Consider the following 18,277-nt stretch of genomic DNA (forward strand, 5'->3'; position numbering starts at 1 on the left):
ATCAGATTCACATACTGCCGAAGTGACAACAACATGTACACAAGGCAACGTGAACGGCGATCCTAATTGGACTGGACGGCCGTACCGGTGACCGTACCGCCGGATTTGGTGACGTGGTAGCCGACCTCGACACCACTCCAGTAGTGGAACGTTAGCGTCACCCGCGCGTTCTCTCTGACAGCGGCGAAGAAGTCCGGCGTCAGAGTGGTGTGCCCGCCGGAGTAGTTGGGCAGGAAGGTCCGGTCGTACTCCTTGAAGGACGTCCAGTCGTGCGGTCCGGCGTTGGTGCCGTCGTCGTACTTCGCCTCCATGGTGGCGAGCTGGTCACCGCGGAACGCCGTCGGGATCTCGAACTTCTCCGTCGTCCCGGAAGCGTTCGACAGCAGCGGGGTGTCGTAGGTGATGACGTAAAGCCGCCACGGCACGCCCTGGGAGAAACGGGCCGTCAGCACCGCGTTCGTGCCGTAGCCCCGGGAACCGCTCAGCCTCGTCAGCGCCGGTGCGGTCAGGGTGAGCTGGTCGCCCGAGATCGTGTAGTCACGGCCGCGCGTCAGCTTCGTGGAGCCGTGGTAGAGGTCGGTGAACTTCGTGCCGTTGAGGTTGAGCGCGATGGTCTTCGCCGTGATGGGGCTCGACTTCGCGCTGAACACCTGGTCGGTGTAGGCCGTGCCGGAGCGGGTCGTCCAGCTCGACCTGATCTGCGCGTAGAGCTCGGGGTCGTTCCACTGCCCCGAGGTGCGGTTGAGGTGCTGACCGTTGTCCCACAACATGGTGGTGAGCCGCTTGGAGCGGGCGTAGTGGCCGAGGTACTCGAAGAACTTGAGCTTCTCGCCCTGCTCGATGGTGCCGGTGTGCCGGTCGAAGCCAAGCAGGCCGTACTCACCGATGATCACCGGGATGCCCCGCGCGACAAAGCTGTCGTGCACGCGGTCGAACGAGTCGGTGACGTCCTTCTGCACGGTCGCGTCGAAGCGCGTACCACCGGCCACGTTCACGCTGAACGGCCAGTAGCCGTAGTAGTGCACGGTCGCGATCAGGTTGGGATCGGCGAGCCCGCGGATCTGCTCGCCCAGCGCGTCGACGTACGTCTGCTCGGACGAGGTGTGCAGGGTCGGCAGGACCAGCAGGCGGGTGGCGTTGTTGCCGCCCGACCGGCGCACGATGTCGTGGAACGACGCGTTCAGCTCGCTGTTGAGCTGGATCTCCTGCGGTTTGCCGGTGCTCCCGGCGAACTGCGGCTCGTTCCAGCTCTCGAAGGTCAGCCTGGGCCCGAACTCGGCGAACGCGCCCACGAGCTGCGTCCAGATCGCGTTGAACCGGGTGAGCACGCCGTCGTGCTCCGCCGGCATGTTCAGGATCCACTGCCACGAGTCGTGGTGGATGTTGAGCATCACGTAGAGGTCGCGCGCCAACGCCCAGCGCACGACCTCCTTGACACGGGCCAGGTACGCCGGCTCGATCACGTGGTCGGAACCCAGGTGCGCGCTCCACGTGACGGGCAGGCGCACGCTCTTGAAGCCCTGCGCCTTCACGTTGTCCAGCAAGGCTTCCGTGATGCGCGGGTTGCCCCACGACGTCTCGTCGCTGCCGGTCGAGTCGAGCGTGTTGCCGAGGTTCCATCCCGGCTGCATCGCCGCGGTGTGCTGCATCGCGCTGAGGCGCGGGCCGCCGTGGACGCAGGTGACTCCGTTGAGCGAGAACGACAACGGCGCCGTGTTGGCCTCCGCCCAGGTGCCGTAGAAGCCGAACTTCACCGTCGCACCGGTCGCGATCCTGGCGTTGTACCCGGCGTCCTCGGCGGTGACCTGGTGGTCGGACTCGACGATCTTCGCGTTCCAGCCGTGGCCCGCCTGCTGGCCGGACGGCCACTCCCAGCTCAGCTCCCAGCCGTCGAGAGCCGCGCCGCGGTTGGTCACGGCGACGTCGGCGACGAAGCCGCCCTGCCACTGGCTCGTCGTGGAGTAGGTGATCTCACAGCCGGTCTCGGCGGCCGCGGACGCTGTCGCCGGCACGACGGTGGCCACCAGGGCCACCACCGCGCCGAGCACTGCCCTGCGTGATCCGAACATGAACCCTCGCTCTCAGTTGAGCTGCTGGTACTCGAACCAGTCGAAGTGGACGGTCCCCGCCGCGGCGTACAGGCCGATGACGCGGCCGGTGAACCCACCGGCCACCTCGGTCGAGAGGTACTTGCCATCTAGCGTGGCGAGTGAGGTGAAGGTGCCGTCGGGCTCCTCCACGCCGAACGACAGGGTGTCGGGCCCGGAGCGCGCGTCTAGCAGCGTCCGGGCCTCGTATACCCGCACCACCAGCACAATCGGTCCCTCCGGCACCGGCCGGGACGCGACCACGGTGGCCACCGGTCCTATGCGGGCGAGAACCCGTACCTCTCCGTACGCGGCCTCGATCTCGTAGTGGTGTGCCTCGTCGAGCCGGACCGCCAGACCACCGCGGCCCTCCGCCGGGTCGAGCAGCGTGCGGACGAGGCAGGAAAGGTGTTGCTGGCGCCGCCCGGCGAACACGACGGCGGGATCGTCCATTCCGGACCCGCGGGCGTGCAGCGTGAGCCGGCCCGGTCGTTCCTTCGTGGTGCAGTGCTGCTCGAAGCGGTCGCGCAGGGAGATCCAGGACGGCCGCAGTTCGGGGAGGTCGAAGTCGTCCCGTTCCGATGCGGGGGAACCGGGCTCGCCGGACGTCAGCTCGCCGACCACCGGCCAGCCGTCGGTCCAGGTCACCGGCGCCAGGAAGGTCTCCCGGCCGAGCACGTGCCAGCCGGGAGTGCCGCCGCCGGGCCGCACGCCGAGCAGCACCATCCACCACGCGCCGTCCGCTGCCTGCACGAGATCCGCGTGACCGGTGTTCTGGACGCGCTCGTCAGTACTGCGGTGGCTCAGAATCGGGTTGGCCGGGCACGGCTCGAACGGGCCGTTCGGCGACGCGGCGCGGGCGATCGAGACGCCGTGGCCGCGTTCGGTGCCGCCCTCGGCGATCAGCAGGTACCAGTGGCCGCCGATCCGGTACAGGTGCGGCGCTTCCGGTGCCTTGGCGCCGGGGGTGCCGGACCACAGCCGTCGCGGCTCACCGAACGTCTCGCCGGTGGCCGGGTCGACGCGGTACTGCTGCACGCCGGCGACCGTGCACCAGCAGTTGCCCTCGTCGTCCCAGGCCAGGTCCGGGTCGATGCCGGCGACACCGGGCAGCGGGACGGGATCGGACCACGGTCCGGCCGGATCCGTGGCGGTGAACACCATGTTGCCGCCGCCGTGGCTCACGCTCGTGACGACCAGCCAGAACCGGCCGTCGTGGTGGCGCAGCGTCGGCGCGTAGATCCCCGCCGACGACGGCGTTTCGGCGGTCAGGTGCAGTTGGCTCGGGCGCTCCAGGGCGTTGCCGATCTGGTTCCAGTGCACCAGGTCCCGGCTGTGGAAGACCGGGATACCGGGGAAGTACTCGAAGCTGGAGCACACCAGGTAGTAGTCCTCCCCCACCCGGCACACGCTCGGGTCCGGGTGCATTCCCGGAATCACGGGGTTCACAGCGGACCTCCCGTCAGCACAGCGCACCCGCCGGGTGGCAGCTCCCGCACCGGCCCGCCCGTCAGCACGTCGTGGGCGTCAAGCAGGGACACGGGTTCGGCAAGGTGGTTGAGCACGAACTGCCAGCGGCGGCCGTCCTCGCTTTGGCGGACAACGACTTCGACCCCGGGCGGCAGGCCTGGCAGGACCGGGCCGACACCGGCGGCGTCCAGCAGCCGGGACACCAGTGCCGTGTAGTCCGCGTCGTCGAGCCGCGTGGACAGGTACCAGGCATCGCCCGCACCGCAGTGGTTCCGGGTCAGCGCGGGAGAACCGGCGAGCGCGCCGTGGGTGTAGGCGGCGATGGTTTCCGCGCCCTGCGCCCGTACCGACTCGCTCCAGACCGTGCCGTGCGAGGAGTCGGAGAGGACGATCCGTTCCTCGTGCCGCAGCGGCCGGTACTCCTCGACCCGGATCCCCAGCGCCTCACGCAACGGGGCGGCCGGGTAGCCACCGAGACGGGCGTGCCCGCGGCTGTCGACGACTCCGCTGAAGTACTGGACCAGCAACGTTCCGCCGTGGACGACGTAACGGCGCAGGTTCTCCGCGCCCGCGTCGGAGAGCAGGTACAGCGCCGGGGCGACGACCAGCCGGTACCGGCCCAGGTCCGCTTCCGGATGCGCGAAGTCGGTGACGACGCCGTTGTCCCACAACGCCCGGTGCGCGTTTCGCAGTGCGGAGTGGTAGCCGAGTTCGGACGAGGGCAGGCCGTCCGAGTTCATCGCCCACCAGGCGTCGGAGTCGTGCAGCACGGCCACGTCGGCGGTCACGGTCGAGCCCGCGAGGTCTCCGAGCCGGGACACGGCCTCGCCCGTCGCCTTCACCTCGGTGAAGACACGGCTGTCCGGGCCGGCGTGCGGGACCATCGCCGAGTGCCACTGCTCGGCGCCCGCCTTCGACTGGCGCCACTGGAAGAACAGCGCCCCGTCCGAGCCGCGGGCGATGTGGCCGAGCGAGTGCCGCAGGATCTCGCCGGGTTCCTTGGCCAGCGTCCGACCTCGCTCGTAGACCGTGCTCGTGCCCTGTTCCATCAGCAGCCACGGCCTGCCGTGGCCGTACGAGCGGGCCCGGTCCGCGGCGAACGCCACGTCCGCCGCCGCGTCGAGGCCCGGCCGGTCCGGGTAGTGGTCGATCGCGACCACGTCGACCTCGCGGCTCAGCGCCCACAGGTCCACGTTCTGGTAGCCGGGCTGCATCATGTTCGTCGTCACGGGCCGGTCGCTGTGCGCGCGGATGGCGTCACGCTGCTCGGAGTAGGCGGCGACCACCTCGTCGGAGAAGAACCGGCTGAAGTCCAGCGTGAGGCCGGGGTTGCGGTGCCACTGGGTGGCGCGCGGCGGCAGCACCTGTTCCCAGCTGCCGTACCGCTGGCTCCAGAACGCCGTCCCCCACGCCTCGTTGAGCGCGTCCAGCGAGCCGTGCCGGGCGCGCAGCCAGACCCGGAACGCGGCAGCGGTGTGTTCGCACCAGCACAACGTCACGTACTCGTTGTGCACGTGCCACATCGCGACCGCCGGGTGGTCGCCGTAGCGTTCCGCGAGCGCGGAGGCGATGCGCCGGGCCGCCGTGCGGTAGGCCGGGGCGCTGAGGCAGTAAGTGTCGCGGCTGCCGTGCACCAGCCTGGTGCCGTCGCGGGTGACGGGCATGGCGTCCGGGTGGGCCAGCGTGAACCACGGCGGCGGGGAGGCGGTCGGCGTGGCCAGGTCGACCGCGATCCCGTTGGCGTGCAGTCGGTCCAGGTGCGCGTCGAGCCACGCGAAGTCGTAACGGCCTTCCTCCGGCTCGAGCAGGGCCCAGGAGAAGACGCCGACCGTGGCCAGGTTGACCCTGGCCTCGCGCATCAGCTCGTCGTCCTCCTTCCACACCGGCTCGTCCCACTGCTCGGGGTTGTAGTCGCCGCCGAAAGCGAGGCCGCCCAGCCGATCCGCGATCACGTCTCCTCCCGCACAGACAGCTGAGCGCCGTCGCGCAGGAAAAGCGGGATGCGGTCGAGCGGGGCCGCGACGGTGACCGTCCGTCCGCCGTCGTGTTCCTCGCCGGTCCACGCGTCGGTCCACCGCGCGCCGGCGGGCAGGTGGACGTCGCGTTCGCGGGCGCCCGCCTCGGTGATCGGAGCCACGAGCAGGTCGGGGCCGAGCAGGAACGCGTCCTCGACCCGCCACGCCGCCGGGTCGTCCGGGAACTCCAGGAACACCGGCCGCATCGGCGGCACGCCGGTCTCCGAGGCCGTGCGCATCTGCTCCATCACGTAGGGGCGCAGGCGTTCCCGCAGCCGCAGGTGCCCGGCGAGGATCTCGTACGCCTCCTCGCCGTAGGACCAGACCTCGTTGGCCAGCCCGGTCATCGCGGGCTCCAGCACCTGCTCGTCGCCGCGGAAGCCGTGCAGGCGGAACAGCGGGCAGAAGGTGCCGTACTGGAACCAGCGCACGAGGACCTCACGGTAGGCGGGATCGTCCGGATCGCCGCCGTGGAAACCGCCGATGTCCGTTGTCCACCACGGAATGCCGGACATCATCACGTTCAGCCCGGCCTTGATCTGCGTGCGCAACGTGGCGAAGTCCGTACCGATGTCACCGGACCACAGCGCGGCGCCGTACCGCTGCGCGCCCGCCCACGAGGAGCGGTTGAGCGAGATGATCTCGGTCTCCCCCGCCGCGCGCAGTCCGTCGTGGACGGTCCGGGCGTTCTCGCGCGGGTAGAGGTTGCCGACCTCCAGACCGGGACCCGCGTGGTAGCGCAGGTTGTACTGGTGACCGGGTTTGAGCTCGGGTTCGCCGGCGTCCAGCCAGAACACCGTGATGCCGAGGTCGTGGTAGCCGCACCGGATCCGGTCCCACACGTACTCGCGCGCCTCGGGGTTGGTGGCGTCGTAGAACGCGACCTGGGCGGAGTAGGCGCCGAGCCCCTTGTCCGGCCAGTCGGCGTGCGCCATCGGCCCGAACTCGGTGCCGACGAACAGGCCCTGGTTCAGCATGGGGTGGTAGTTCTCGCTGGCCGGGCTGACCGAGGGCCAGACCGAGACCATCAGCTTGACGCCCATCTCGTCCAGCTCGCGCACCATCGCCGCCGGGTCCGGCCACTCGGCGGGGTCGAACTTCCACTCGCCGAGGTGCGTCCAGTGGAAGAAGTCGCAGACGATCACGGACAAGGGCAGGCCGCGCCGCCGGTACTCGCGGGCGACTTCCAGCAGTTCCTCCTGGGTGCGGTAGCGCAGCTTGCACTGCCAGAAACCGGAGGCCCACTCGGGAAGCTCGGGCGAGTGCCCTGTCACGTCCGCGTAGCGCCGCAGCACGTCGGCCGGCTTGCCCGCGGTGATCCAGTAGTCGATCTGGCGGGCACTGTCGGACACCCAGCGAGTGCCGGTCTCCGCGAGCTCCACCCGTCCGATCGCGGGCGAGTTCCACAGCAGGCCGTAGCCGCGGTCGGAGACCAGCAACGGGATGGTGACCTCGGCGTTGCGCTGGACGAGGTCGATGACCGCGCCCTTCTGGTCGAGCATGCCGTGGGTGTGCTGGCCGAGGCCGTAGAGCCGTTCCCCCCGGTAGGCGCGGAAACGCTGCTCCAGCCGGTGGTGGCCGTTGCCCGTCGCGGTGGCGAGACGCGGCCCCGGCCACCAGAAGTGCGCCGGCTCCTCAGCGAGGAGTTCGGTGCCGTCCTCGGTCCTGGTGAACGTCAGCGTGCCCGCGGTCGCCCCGAGTTCCGGAGTCAGGGCGCCTTCGGTGCCGGCGTCGATCCGCACGGTGAGCGCGCCGTGGACGAGGGTGGCGTGGTGCTCGGAGATCTTGATCTCCACCGCGCCGCCGTCCGGTGGTGTGCCGAGCAACGCGCCGGGGAGGTCGTCGAGCAGCGGACCGGCGGGCGTGGCGCGCACGCGGACCCCGTCGGAGCCCCACGCCTCGACTCGGAGCGTCTCGCCCCTGGCCCGCCATTCGAGCGCGGTGCCGAGGTCTCGGAAGTACTGGGGCATGCGGAAGCTCCTCACGTTCCTGGATGAGTGCGGAGAAGGTCAGGGAAGCAGTGGCGCGGGTCCCGTGCTCTCGCGCACGGTCAGCGTCGGGGTGAGCAGAGCCCGGTCGTCGTCCGGACGGCCGCCGTCGCTCGACGTGGCGAGCCTGCCGACGATCTGCTCCACGGCGACCCGGCCGAGCTCCTGCGCGGACCCGGTCACCGCCGTGAGCCTCGGCGCGAACTGCTCGGCGAGCTGGTCCTGGCACAACGCGATCACCGAGACGTCCTCGGGGACCGTCCGCCCGCTGGTGCGCAGCAGGGTGAGCAACGGGCCGATCGCACCCTCGTTCTGCACCACGAACCCGGTCGTGCCGGGACGGTCCGCGAGAACGCGCGCGAGGGTGCCCGCGGTGCTCTCGTAGGTGCCCTCGCAGGTCCGGTGCAGGAAGCGCAGACCGCGCTGCCCCGCCCTGTTCCGGAACCCGGCGAGCGTGCGCTCGGCGTACCCGGCATGCCGGTGGTAGACCCCGGAGCCGTAACCGATGAACGCGATCTCGCGGTGACCGAGATCGGCGAGGTGGTCCGCGCACAACGCGCCGGCCGCGACGAAGTCGTGGTCCACACAGGACACTCCGCGCGCGTCGTCGGCCAGCCCGATTAGCGTGGCCTGGGTGCCCTGCGCGCGCAGCACCGGGATGCGCTCGTCGTCCAGCTCGACGTCCATCAGGATCAGGCCGTCCGCCAGGCCGCTGGCGGCGATCCTGCGGACCCCGCCCGGCCCCTCGTCGTTGGTGATCAGCAGGACGTCGTACCCGTGCTGACGGGCCGCCGTGGTCACCGAGATCGCGATCTCCATCATGACCGGGACGTAGACGTCGGTGCGCAACGGCACCATCAGCGCGATGATGTGCGACCGCCGTGCGGCCAGTGCCCGCGCACCGGCGTTGGGGTGGTACCCGAGCTCCCGCACGGAACTCCGCACCCGGCGGCGGGTCTCCTCGGAGATCGCGCGCTTGCCGCTGAGCACGTAGCTGACCGTGCTGGACGACACGCCCGCGTGCCTGGCCACGTCGGCAATGGTCACCATGGATGTTCAGCCCTTGATCGCGCCGGTCAGGACGCCCGTGCGGAAGTGCTTCTGCACGAACGGGTAAACGATGAGCAACGGCACGAGTGTCAGCACCACCACGGCCATCTGCAGCGACAGCGGCGCCGTCTGGGAGAACGCCGTGCCGAAGCCCGAGTTCACCGAGCCCGGCATGCCGTTGCCGCGGTTGACGTACGTGTAGAGCACGTACTGCAGCGGCCACTTCTCGCTGTCCGTCGGCATGTACAACATGACGTTGAAGAAGGAGTTCCAGTAGCCGACGCCGTAGAAGAGCGCCATCACCGCGGTCACCGCGCGTGAGGTCGGCAGCACGATGGACCACAGGATCCGCCAGTCCCCCGCGCCGTCGATCCGCGCGGCCTCGATCAGGTCGGCCGAGGTGCTGGAGTAGAACGACCGCAGGATCAGGATGTTGAAGACGGAGATCGCGCTCGGCAGGATCAGCGCCCACCACTGGCCGTAGCCGCCCAGACCGGTGACGACCAGGAAGGTGGGGATCAGGCCGCCGTTGACGAACATGGTGAGGATCAGCAGGGTCAGCAGGAAGCGGTGCGCGAACGAACGCGAACGGGACAGGCCGTAGGCGCACATGACGGAGACCGCCATCGACACGAGGGTGCCGATGGCGGTGATGCCGAGACTCACCAGCAGCGCGGTGCGCACCGTGGTGTCCCCCAGCATCACCCGGTAGGCCTCGACGGTCAGTCCGTCCGGCCAGACCACGAGACCACCGGCGCGGTTGACCGCGCCCTGGGTGGACAGGCTGGTCACCACGATGATCCACAACGGCACCAGCATCACCAGCAGCACGCCGCCGAGGGTGAGGCCCTTGACGGCCTCGCCGGCGATCGTCGGCGGTTCCTCCCACGCCGGCCTCGTGTTCCGCTTCTTCCTGCGGACCGCCTGCGGTGCAGGAGTTTCCGCGGCCTCGAGCGTGCGTTCGATCGTGAGCATGTCGGTCACCTCCGGTACAACCCGTCTTCGCCGAAGGCGTGCGCCAGCTTGTTCGCACCCCAGATGAGCAACAGCGAGATCACGCTCTTGAACAACCCTGCCGCCGCGCCGTAGCTGTAGTCGCCGGTCGCGATGCCGTAGTAGAACGAGAAGGTGTCCAGCACGTCCGCCGTGTCGTAGCCCACGGCGTCGCGCTGGATCAGGAACTGCTCGAAGCCGACGGTCAGCGCGTTGCCCAGGCGCAGCACCAGCATCAGCACGATGACGCCACGCAGGCCGGGCAGGGTGATGTGCCACAGCCGCCGCCACCGCCCGGCGCCGTCCGCCGCCGCGGCCTCGTACAGGTCGGTGTTGACGGCGGCGAGCGCGGCCAGGAAGACGATGATCCCCCAGCCCGCCTCCTTCCAGATCACCTGGGCGGAGACCAGCAACGCGAAGGTGTCCGGGTTCGTCATGACGTCCCAGGTACCGATGTCGTTGTTACGCAGGAAGTGGTTGAGCGCGCCCGCGCCGCCGAGCATCTGCTGGAAGATCGTGATGGCGAGCACCCACGAGAAGAAGTGCGGCAGGTAGACGACCGACTGGATGAAGTTGCGGATCCTCAGCGACAGCACCGAGTTGAGCAGCAGTGCCAGCGCGATCGGTACCGGGAAGAACAGGACGAGCTGGACGAAGCTCAGGTACAGCGTGTTCTGCACCGCGTTCCAGAAGTTCGCGTCACCGAACAGCCGCTGGAACTGGTCGAGTCCCGCCCACGTGCTGTACCAGATCCCGGCCAGCGGGTCGTACTCCTGGAACGCGGTGACGAGCCCGAACAGCGGGACGTAGTTGAAGACCAGCAGCAGGACGACGGCCGGCAGCGTCATCAGGATCAGCGACCGGTCGCGGCGCAACCTCACCCGCCAGCTCTGTCGCGCCGGTCGCGTCCCGCGGTCCGGCCGCGTCGGGGTCGCCGTGGTCACTGCCCGGTGCCGTGCTTCTGCAGGACGTTGTCATTGGTCCACTGGATCAGCTTGTCCCCGCCACCGCTGGTCTTCCAGCTCGCCACGGCCTCCCTCACCTCGGCCACCGACTTCTTGCCGTGGATGCAGTCCTTGATCGCGTCCTCGACCTGCTGTCCGGCGTCCGCCGTGGCCTGCGCCTGGGGCATGCTGATGTTCATGCTCCAGAAGACCGGCTTGGCCAGCGCCTTCACGTTGGCGGCCTGCCAGGCGAGGTAGTCCTTGGTGACGATCGGCACGCCGGGGCTGTTGGTCGCGGCGGCCGGCGCGGCCAGGAACGGGAAGGTCTGCGCCTGGACCTCCTTCTTGCCGGCCTCGGTGGCCGTCGGCACGCCGTCGACCATGGTGAAGTGGGTGCCCTCGACACCGAAGTTGACCATCGTGAACTCGGCCGAGCCGTACGGCGCGGCGAGGTAGTTCGCGATGGCCAGGCATTCCTCGATCTGTTCCGGCTTCAGGTTGATGTTGAGGTAGCTCATGATGCTGGCGCCTGGGCCCATGTCGACCCGCGGTGCGCTCTTGCCGTCGGCGGCGATGATGTTCAGGGCCCCGCGCCGGTAGTTCGGGTCGGCGGCCCTGCCGGACTGGAGGTCGGCGAGGTTCCACGTTCCCGTGCCACCACTGGAGATCAGCGTCTTCCCGCCGAAGAACCTGGTGTTGCCGTTGGCGTTGTCGCCCGCCAGCGCGTCCGGGTGCACGTACCCGGCGGTGGCGAGCCGGTTGTTCCAGTCGAGCGCCGCGAAGAACTCCTCGGTCTCGAACAGGTGGACCAGCTTCCCGTTGTCCACCCGCCACTTCAGCGGCGCACCGAAGGAGGTGTAGAGGTAGCGGTACACGTCGTCGAACGCCCACACGCCGTTCTTGGCGTCGGTCAGCTCCTTGCCGAGCCTCATCAGGTCGTCGGCCGACTTCACCTGGTCGGCGGTGATCCCCCTGGCGTCAAGGATGTCGCGCCGGTAGTAGAGCATGCCCGCGATCTGGAAGCCGCTGGCGTGGGAGGGGATCCCGTACAGCTTCTCGCCCCACGCCCCGGTGCGCCACGCGGCGGTCGGGATGGCCGCGAGGTTGGGGTACTTCTTGATGTTGTCGCCGGACAGGTAGGGCGTCAGATCAGCGAGCTGGTTCCCCACCAGCCCGCCGACGTTCATCTGGGAGTTCCACCAGGTCGGCAGCTGGATCCAGTCCGGCAGCCGCTTCGAGGCGGTCATCGTCGGGATGATGGTGTTGTAGGTGTTGCCGTCCGCCGGCTTCATCTGCAGCTGGACGCCCAGAGCCTTGTTCATGGCCGTGTAGAACGCGTTGTCGGCGGGCGGGATGGTGCCCCACAGCGGCGTGACCGCCGAGTACGTGCCGCCCTTGCCCGGGATGCCGGACACCGTGGCGACCTGGTTCGCCGGGTAGCTGAGGAAGCCCGGGTTCGTGAACACGTCGGGGCCGCCCGCGATGGACGGGATGTCCGGTTTGATCGCCGTGTTCGGCACGTAAGCCGGTAACACGGCCTTGAGAGCGGCTTCCGAACCGACTCCGGCCCGCTGCGCCGGGCCACTCCCGCAGGCGGACAGCAGTGGTCCCATCGCGACGAGCCCGGCCGCCGAGACGGCGACGTTCAGGAAGCTTCTGCGGTTCAACTCGTTGCCCATGGCGGAACCGATCCTTCATCGTTGAAGTGTCGAAGCGCTTAAACAGATGCCGGGGAGGTTAGTGACGCAGGTCGCAGGAAACAAGACCGTTGACAGCAGAAACCACAGCGTGACACCGTCGAAACGCTTCAACGCTAGCTCTGAGCTGAGGGGTCACCACGTGGTTTCCGAGTCCGTGCCCGCCGTCGATCGGCTGCCTTTTCGCGACTCCGCGCTGTCGACGCGCAAGCGCGTCGACGACCTCCTCGGGCGTCTCACGCTCGACGAGCGGATCGCGATGCTGCACCAGTACTCACCGGCCGTGCCCCGGCTCGGCGTGGACGCGTTCCGCACCGGATCGGAGGCACTGCACGGCGTCGCGTGGCTAGGTCCCGCCACCGTCTTCCCCCAGGCGGTCGGGCTGGGCGCGACCTGGGACGAGGAACTGGTGCGCCGCGTCGCCGAGGCCACCTCGGTCGAGCTGAGGGCGTTCCACTACCACCGCCCGGCCGCCGTCGGCACGGGCCGGAACAGCCTGCAGGCGTGGGCTCCGGTGCTGAACCTGCTGCGTGACCCGCGCTGGGGCCGCAACGAGGAGGGCTACTCCGAGGACCCGGTGCACACCGCGCGGATCGGCACGGCGTTCTGCCTCGGCCTCACGGGCGACCACCACCGGTTCCTGCGCACGGCCCCGGTGCTCAAGCACTTCCTGGCCTACAACAACGAGGACGACCGCTGCGTCACCTCCTCCGGTCTGCGCCCGCGCGTGCTGCAGGAGTACGACCTCGCGGCCTTCCGCCCGGTGGTCGCCTCGGGCGCCGCCACCGGTGCCATGGCCGGCTACAACCTCGTCAACGGCCGCCCGTGCCACGTCACGCCGCTCATCGAGACGGAACTGCGCCGCTGGGCCGAGCCGACCGGGCACGAGCTCTTCGTGGTCAGCGACGCGGAGGCGCCGTCCAACCTGGTGGAACCGGAGCACTACTTCGACGACCACGCCGAGTCCCACGCCGCCGCACTCAAGGCGGGCATCGACAGCTTCACCGATCACGGTCAGGACAGCGCTGTCCCGATCGGCAGGCTCCGCGAGGCGCTGGAGCGTGGCCTGATCGACGAGGAGGACGTGGACCGCGCCGTGCGCCGGCAGCTGGAGCTCCGCTTCCGCCTCGGTGAGTTCGACCCCGATCTCGACCCGTACGCCACCATCGGCCCCGAGGTCGTCGGCTGCGCCGAGCACCGCGCCCTCGCGTTGCGGTCCGCGACGGAGTCGGTCGTACTGCTGCGCAACGAAGGACTGCTTCCGCTGGACGCGGGCAAGACGCCACGGATCGCCGTGATCGGCCCGCTCGCCGACATGGTGTGCGAGGACTGGTACAGCGGCACACTTCCATACGAGGTCACTGTCGCGAGTGGACTCCGGTCCGTCCTGGGCGAAGGCGGCGAGGTGGTCGTCGCGGACGGCTCGGACCGCATCGCGCTGCGCTCGCACACGAGCGGCGAACTGCTGGGCAAGACGGCGTTCGACGTCGTCGACTGGGGCGACGGCGTGCTGACGCTGCGGTCGGTGGAGTCCGGGCGCTACCTGAGCCTCCAGGACACCTCGCTCGCCGCCGACCAGGAGCGGATCAAGAGCTGGGAGGTCCGTGAGACGTTCCGCCTCGTGCCCGTCGAGGACTCGGTGCTGCTGCAGAACGTGCTCACGGGCCGGTACGCCGTCGTCGATCCCGTCGACGGCCGGGTGACCGTCACCGCGGAGACCGCCGACGCCGCCGAACGCTGGGAGCGCGAGGTCCTGCGGGACGGCACCGCGGCAGCGCTGGCCGCCGCACTGTCGGCGGACGTCGCCGTGGTGGTCCTCGGCAACCACCCGCTGATCCACGGCCGGGAGACCGAGGACCGCGCCGGAATCGCGCTCCCGGCCGCCCAGGACGCGCTGCTGCGCGCGGTCGCGGAAGTCCGGCCCGAGACGACGCTGGTCGTGATGAGCAGCTACCCCTACGCCCTGGACTGGGCCGACGAACACCTGCCCGCGGTGGTGTGGACGTCGCACGGCGGGCAGGAGACGGGCAGGGCGCTGGCCGCCGTCCTGCTCGGCCAGGCCGATCCCGGCGGACGCCTGCCGCAGACCTGGTACCGCGGCGGCGACGCGCTGCCGGACCCGCTCGACTACGACGTCATCAAGGCGGGCTGGACCTACCAGTACCACCGGGCCACGCCGCTGTACCCCTTCGGCCACGGCCTCTCCTACACCGGCTTCGCCCACCGCGACCTGATCCTGTCGTCGGGCACCGCCACCCCGGGCAGCGCCATCGACCTCTCGGTGACGCTGGCCAACACCGGCACCAGGACCGGCAGCGACGTCGTCCAGCTCTACGTCCGCGCGCTGCACACCCGGTACGAGGCCCCGCTGCTGCGGCTCGCCGACTTCCGCAAGGTCACGCTGGATCCCGGCGAAAGCACGGTCCTGTCGTTCCGGCTGCCCATGGACCGGCTCGCCCACTGGGACGTCGCGACCGGTGCCTTCGCGGTGGATCCCGGCGCCTACGAGGTTCTCGTCGCCCGTTCCGCCGGGGACGTCGTGCTCACCGCCCCGCTCACGGTGGCGGGACCGGCGCCCTCTCCTCGCGCGGGCATCGGTCGCCTTCTCGCCGCCGACTTCGACGACTACGACAACGTGACCCTCGTCGACGCGACGCGCGTGACCGGTGACGCGGTCACCCCTGCCGGCGCCGACCGGCCGGGCACGCTGTGGTTCGGGCGAACCGACCTGTCGGGTGCGGTCCGCGTCGAGGCGGAGGTCTCGTCGGAGAATCCCTTGGCACGATTGGAGTTCAGGACGGACGAGGGAGTGCTGGCGGAACTTCCGGTGCCGGCCACCGGAGGCCGTTACGAGTGGACGACCATCTCGGCGGCACTGCCCTCACCGGTGACCGGGATCCAGGACCTGCGGGTCGTCCTGCACGGCTCCTTCCGGCTCACGGCCTTCCGCTTCTCCGCAGACTGAGATCCACCAGACCCGCCTGAAGGAGCCTCGATGCCGCTGACGGACGCCCCGCTCGACGAACTCGTCGTCTACCGCCCGGAAATGCAGGCACCGCCGGACTTCGACGAGTTCTGGGAGCGGACCCTCGCCGAAGCGCGCTCGGCCGGTGGCGCGGTGGAGGCCGCCGACGTCACCGACCGGCACCTGCTGCGCACCGTCGAGGTCGCCGACGTCCGCTTCCCCGGTTTCGGCGGCGAGCCGGTGGCCGCCTGGCTGCTGCGCCCGCGCGGCAGCGACGGCCCGCTGCCCGTCGTCGTCACGTACATCGGCTACAGCGGCGGTCGCGGCCTGCCCACCGACCACCTGCTGTGGTCCGCCGCCGGGTACGCCCAGCTCGTGGTCGACAGCCGTGGCCAGGGCCACGACACCCCGGACCGCACGGCGGGCGGCACCCAGTGGGCCAAGGGTTTCATGACCCGCGGCATCGACTCTCCGGACGACTACTACTACCGCCGTCTCATCACCGACTGCGTCCGCGCTGTGGACGCGGTCGCGCACCTGCCGGGCGTCGACCCGGAACGGGTGGTCGTCGCGGGTGGCAGCCAGGGCGGAGGGCTGACGATCGCCGTCGCCGGGCTGGCGCGGGACCGCGTCGCGGCCGCACTGCCGGACGTACCGTTCCTGTGCCACTTCCGGCGTGCGGCGGCGATGGCCGGCGAAGGGCCTTACGTGGAGATCGCGGAGTACCTGCGCTGGCACAGCAGGCACCGCGTGGAGCCTGCCTTCACCACGTTGTCCTACTTCGACGGTGTGCACTTCGCGCAACGGGCGACGGCGCCGGCGTTGTTCAGCATCGGGCTGATGGACCCGATCTGCCCACCGTCCACTGTGTACGCCGCCTTCAACCACTACGCGGGCGAGGACCGGACCATGACCGTGTGGCCGTTCGCCGACCACGGCGGCGGACACGGGTCCAACCCGGTCGCGCAGCTGGAGTGGCTGCGCGACCGGGCGCTGGCGCCGTGAGCCCCGGCGTCAGCCGTAGGAGACGGAGTAGCTGTTGGTGTTGAAGTTGAGACCGCCGCTGGACGAGGTGATCTCGTAGCCGAACTGGACGGAACCGACCGTGACGTCACCGAACCAGCCGCGGTTGCGGATCCAGTCCATCACCGCCTTGATGTTGACCGTGCCGGACCCGGTGTTGGACGTGCGGACGAACGAGAACACCTGGTTCGAGCCGTTCGAGCCGCGGTGGACGTCCCAGGTGTGGCCGCCCACCGACACCGTCGTCACCCGCGCCCCGATCGGGCCGACGGGGCCGACCTTGTTCATCCACAGCATGATCTCGTAGGCGTGGTTGTCGGCCCAGATGTCGTAGGCGGTCGTGTAGGCGCCGGACCTCGGGTAGGAGACGTTGAAGCTGCTCGACAGGCTCCCGAGAGAGCTGAGCCGCCGGTTCACCTGCCGTTCCGAGTGCGGGTAGGACTTGATGCCACCGGTGTTGGGGTGGTTCGCCCAGACGCCCCAGTTGCTGTAGGAGTTGGCCCAGACCGTCTGCGGCCCGTACCCGCTGCCCCAGATGTTGTTGCGCACCGTGTAGCCGCCGTTCGACCACGTCCCCCACCTGTCCGAGGAACTCCAGGCCGCGGCGGACGCGGTGCCGGCCGCCAGGGGGACCGTCAGGACAGCGGCCATCACGACAACAAGTGCACGCACGATTTTCATCTTTGTTTTCCTTCCGCACACCATTGAACGGAATTCGCACGGCCCGAGAAGCCGAAGCGGTTCAGCGAATTGAACCTAACATCGAAATCATCGAACACACCCGAGCGAAAAAATTCGATGGGGAATGACGTGCGCCGAATCCGATTCGCGGCTCAGCCGACCTGCCGGGGCGGGGGCGCCACCACGAGTCTGGGACCGGCCTGACCCGTCCGGCTGAACAGTTTCGGCGGCAGCAACGTGAGCGCGGGAGGCCGCTGCCCGTTCAGCTTGGCCATCAGCAGCTCGACCGCGCGCCGTCCCAGCACGTCGGCGGGCAGCTGCACCGAGGTGAGCCGCAGCTGTTCGGCCAGTTCGTCCGGGCAGATCGCGACCACGGTGACGTCCTCCGGCACGCGGCGCCCCTCGGCCCGCAGGGACTCCACGACCCAGCCCAGCGCCGCCTCGTTGTGCACGACCAGCGCGGTCATCCGCGTCAGTTCCCTGAGCAGCGTCGCGACCACGGCGCGCACGGCCTCACGCTGCCGCTCGGCGGGCAGGGCGGTCGAGGCGACACCACGCCGCATGGCCGCGCTGCTGAACCCCGCGAGGGTGCGCTGCGCGAACCCCGTGTTGCGCGCGTAGACCGCTCCCGGCGCCCCGAGGAAGCCGATGGTGCGGTGCCCGAGCTCGACGAGGTGGTCGACGCACCGCGCGCCCGCCGCCTCGAAGTCCAGATCGACGCAGGTCAGGCCGTTCGCCACGGTGGGATGCCCGAGCAGGACGGCCGGGCGGCCGAGGTCGCGCAGCACCGGGACCCGCTCGTCGTCCAGCCCCACGTCCATCACGAGGAACCCGTCCACCCTGGCGGTGCCGGCCACTCGCCGGAGTCCGGCGGCACCCTCGTTCGCGGTCACCAGCAGCACGTCCATGTCGTGCTCGCGGGCGGTGGTGACGACCGAGGACGCGAACCGCATCACCACCGGCAGGTGCACGCCCTCCCGCAGCGGCAGGACGAGGGCCAGCACGTTCGTCCGGCTGCCCGCCAGCGCTCTTGCCCCCGCGTGCGGCTGGTAGCCGAGCAGCCGAATGCTTTCCCCCACCCGCATTCGGGTTTCGGCCGAAACCGGGCGTTTGCCGGTCAGCACGTAGGAAACCGTGCTGGGCGCGACACCCGCGTGCTTCGCCACGTCCACAATGGTGACCACGCCGACACCTCCGGTCCCGCAGCGCCTGAGCAGAATTGAATCGAAGCGCTTCGAACGTGGTTTCAGAATGTGACACAGGCGAAACCCGCACGTCAAGCACACTCCGGCTGTTCGACGAGTTCGACCAATATCGAGCGGGCGTTCGACAGCTGTTCGACCACACAGGTCTTACGCACTACG

General features: G+C 69.7%; 12 protein-coding genes. 2 read left to right on the plus strand and 10 right to left on the minus strand.

Going from position 1 to position 18,277, the window contains the following annotated elements; genetic code table 11:
- Nucleotides 1–62: 62 nt before the first annotated feature.
- Genes IG04_RS0122055 through IG04_RS0122090 form a run of 8 tightly spaced genes read right to left on the minus strand, consistent with a single transcriptional unit; the run spans nt 63 to nt 12,226 of the window.
- On the minus strand, nt 63–2,069 hold the full coding sequence (locus IG04_RS0122055) for a cellulase family glycosylhydrolase (protein WP_030478579.1): 2,007 nt from the start codon (nt 2,067–2,069) through the stop codon (nt 63–65).
- Nucleotides 2,070–2,081: 12 nt separating this feature from the next.
- Nucleotides 2,082–3,536 (minus strand): glycoside hydrolase family 43 protein, encoded by a 1,455-nt coding sequence (locus IG04_RS0122060; RefSeq protein ID WP_245816113.1) that lies wholly within the window; start codon nt 3,534–3,536, stop codon nt 2,082–2,084.
- On the minus strand, nt 3,533–5,509 hold the full coding sequence (locus IG04_RS0122065; RefSeq protein WP_211257791.1) for a beta-galactosidase: 1,977 nt from the start codon (nt 5,507–5,509) through the stop codon (nt 3,533–3,535). Before IG04_RS0122065 ends, IG04_RS0122060 begins: the two co-directional genes overlap by 4 nt.
- Nucleotides 5,506–7,542 (minus strand): glycoside hydrolase family 31 protein, encoded by a 2,037-nt coding sequence (locus IG04_RS0122070; protein WP_036015466.1) that lies wholly within the window; start codon nt 7,540–7,542, stop codon nt 5,506–5,508. Before IG04_RS0122070 ends, IG04_RS0122065 begins: the two co-directional genes overlap by 4 nt.
- A 39-nt stretch (nt 7,543–7,581) precedes the next feature.
- A complete protein-coding gene (locus tag IG04_RS0122075) occupies nt 7,582–8,610 on the minus strand; it encodes a LacI family DNA-binding transcriptional regulator (RefSeq protein ID WP_030478583.1) in 1,029 nt (342 codons plus the stop codon).
- Between the two features lie 6 nt (nt 8,611–8,616).
- Nucleotides 8,617–9,585 (minus strand): carbohydrate ABC transporter permease, encoded by a 969-nt coding sequence (locus IG04_RS0122080; RefSeq protein WP_030478584.1) that lies wholly within the window; start codon nt 9,583–9,585, stop codon nt 8,617–8,619.
- A 5-nt stretch (nt 9,586–9,590) separates the two neighbouring features.
- The gene (locus tag IG04_RS0122085; RefSeq protein WP_030478585.1) at nt 9,591–10,484 is read right to left on the minus strand and encodes an ABC transporter permease; all 894 of its coding nucleotides are present in this window, start codon (nt 10,482–10,484) and stop codon (nt 9,591–9,593) included.
- Nucleotides 10,485–10,543: 59 nt separating this feature from the next.
- Entirely contained in the window at nt 10,544–12,226 is a 1,683-nt protein-coding gene (locus IG04_RS0122090; RefSeq protein ID WP_051770398.1) for a type 2 periplasmic-binding domain-containing protein, read from the minus strand.
- Nucleotides 12,227–12,386: 160 nt separating this feature from the next.
- Here IG04_RS0122090 and IG04_RS0122095 point away from each other — a divergent pair, with 160 nt between their 5' ends.
- Nucleotides 12,387–15,209 carry a glycoside hydrolase family 3 protein gene (locus IG04_RS0122095; protein WP_030478587.1) on the plus strand — a complete coding sequence of 941 codons (2,823 nt, stop codon included), beginning with the start codon at nt 12,387–12,389 and terminating at the stop codon, nt 15,207–15,209.
- A gap of 30 nt (nt 15,210–15,239) precedes the next feature.
- The gene (locus tag IG04_RS0122100; RefSeq protein ID WP_030478588.1) at nt 15,240–16,214 is read left to right on the plus strand and encodes an acetylxylan esterase; all 975 of its coding nucleotides are present in this window, start codon (nt 15,240–15,242) and stop codon (nt 16,212–16,214) included.
- A 9-nt stretch (nt 16,215–16,223) separates the two neighbouring features.
- Here the strand turns inward: IG04_RS0122100 and IG04_RS0122105 are convergent, their stop codons facing one another.
- Nucleotides 16,224–16,913 carry a GH12 family glycosyl hydrolase domain-containing protein gene (locus IG04_RS0122105; RefSeq protein ID WP_030478589.1) on the minus strand — a complete coding sequence of 230 codons (690 nt, stop codon included), beginning with the start codon at nt 16,911–16,913 and terminating at the stop codon, nt 16,224–16,226.
- Between the two features lie 152 nt (nt 16,914–17,065).
- Nucleotides 17,066–18,097 (minus strand): LacI family DNA-binding transcriptional regulator, encoded by a 1,032-nt coding sequence (locus IG04_RS0122110; RefSeq protein WP_030478590.1) that lies wholly within the window; start codon nt 18,095–18,097, stop codon nt 17,066–17,068.
- Nucleotides 18,098–18,277 lie beyond the last annotated feature (180 nt).

This window comes from Lentzea albidocapillata (genome assembly GCF_000719115.1).
Classification (GTDB): Bacteria; Actinomycetota; Actinomycetes; order Mycobacteriales; family Pseudonocardiaceae; genus Lentzea; species Lentzea albidocapillata.

What these genes read in the sequence shown, in the direction of transcription:
- IG04_RS0122055 (WP_030478579.1), bottom strand. Translation starts at nt 2,069, where the DNA reads ATGTTCGGATCACGCAGGGCAGTGCTCGGCGCGGTGGTGGCCCTGGTG.
- IG04_RS0122070 (WP_036015466.1), bottom strand. Translation starts at nt 7,542, where the DNA reads ATGCCCCAGTACTTCCGAGACCTCGGCACCGCGCTCGAATGGCGGGCC.
- IG04_RS0122075 (WP_030478583.1), bottom strand. Translation starts at nt 8,610, where the DNA reads ATGGTGACCATTGCCGACGTGGCCAGGCACGCGGGCGTGTCGTCCAGC.
- IG04_RS0122080 (WP_030478584.1), bottom strand. Translation starts at nt 9,585, where the DNA reads ATGCTCACGATCGAACGCACGCTCGAGGCCGCGGAAACTCCTGCACCG.
- IG04_RS0122090 (WP_051770398.1), bottom strand. Translation starts at nt 12,226, where the DNA reads ATGGGCAACGAGTTGAACCGCAGAAGCTTCCTGAACGTCGCCGTCTCG.
- IG04_RS0122100 (WP_030478588.1), top strand. Translation starts at nt 15,240, where the DNA reads ATGCCGCTGACGGACGCCCCGCTCGACGAACTCGTCGTCTACCGCCCG.
- IG04_RS0122105 (WP_030478589.1), bottom strand. Translation starts at nt 16,913, where the DNA reads ATGAAAATCGTGCGTGCACTTGTTGTCGTGATGGCCGCTGTCCTGACG.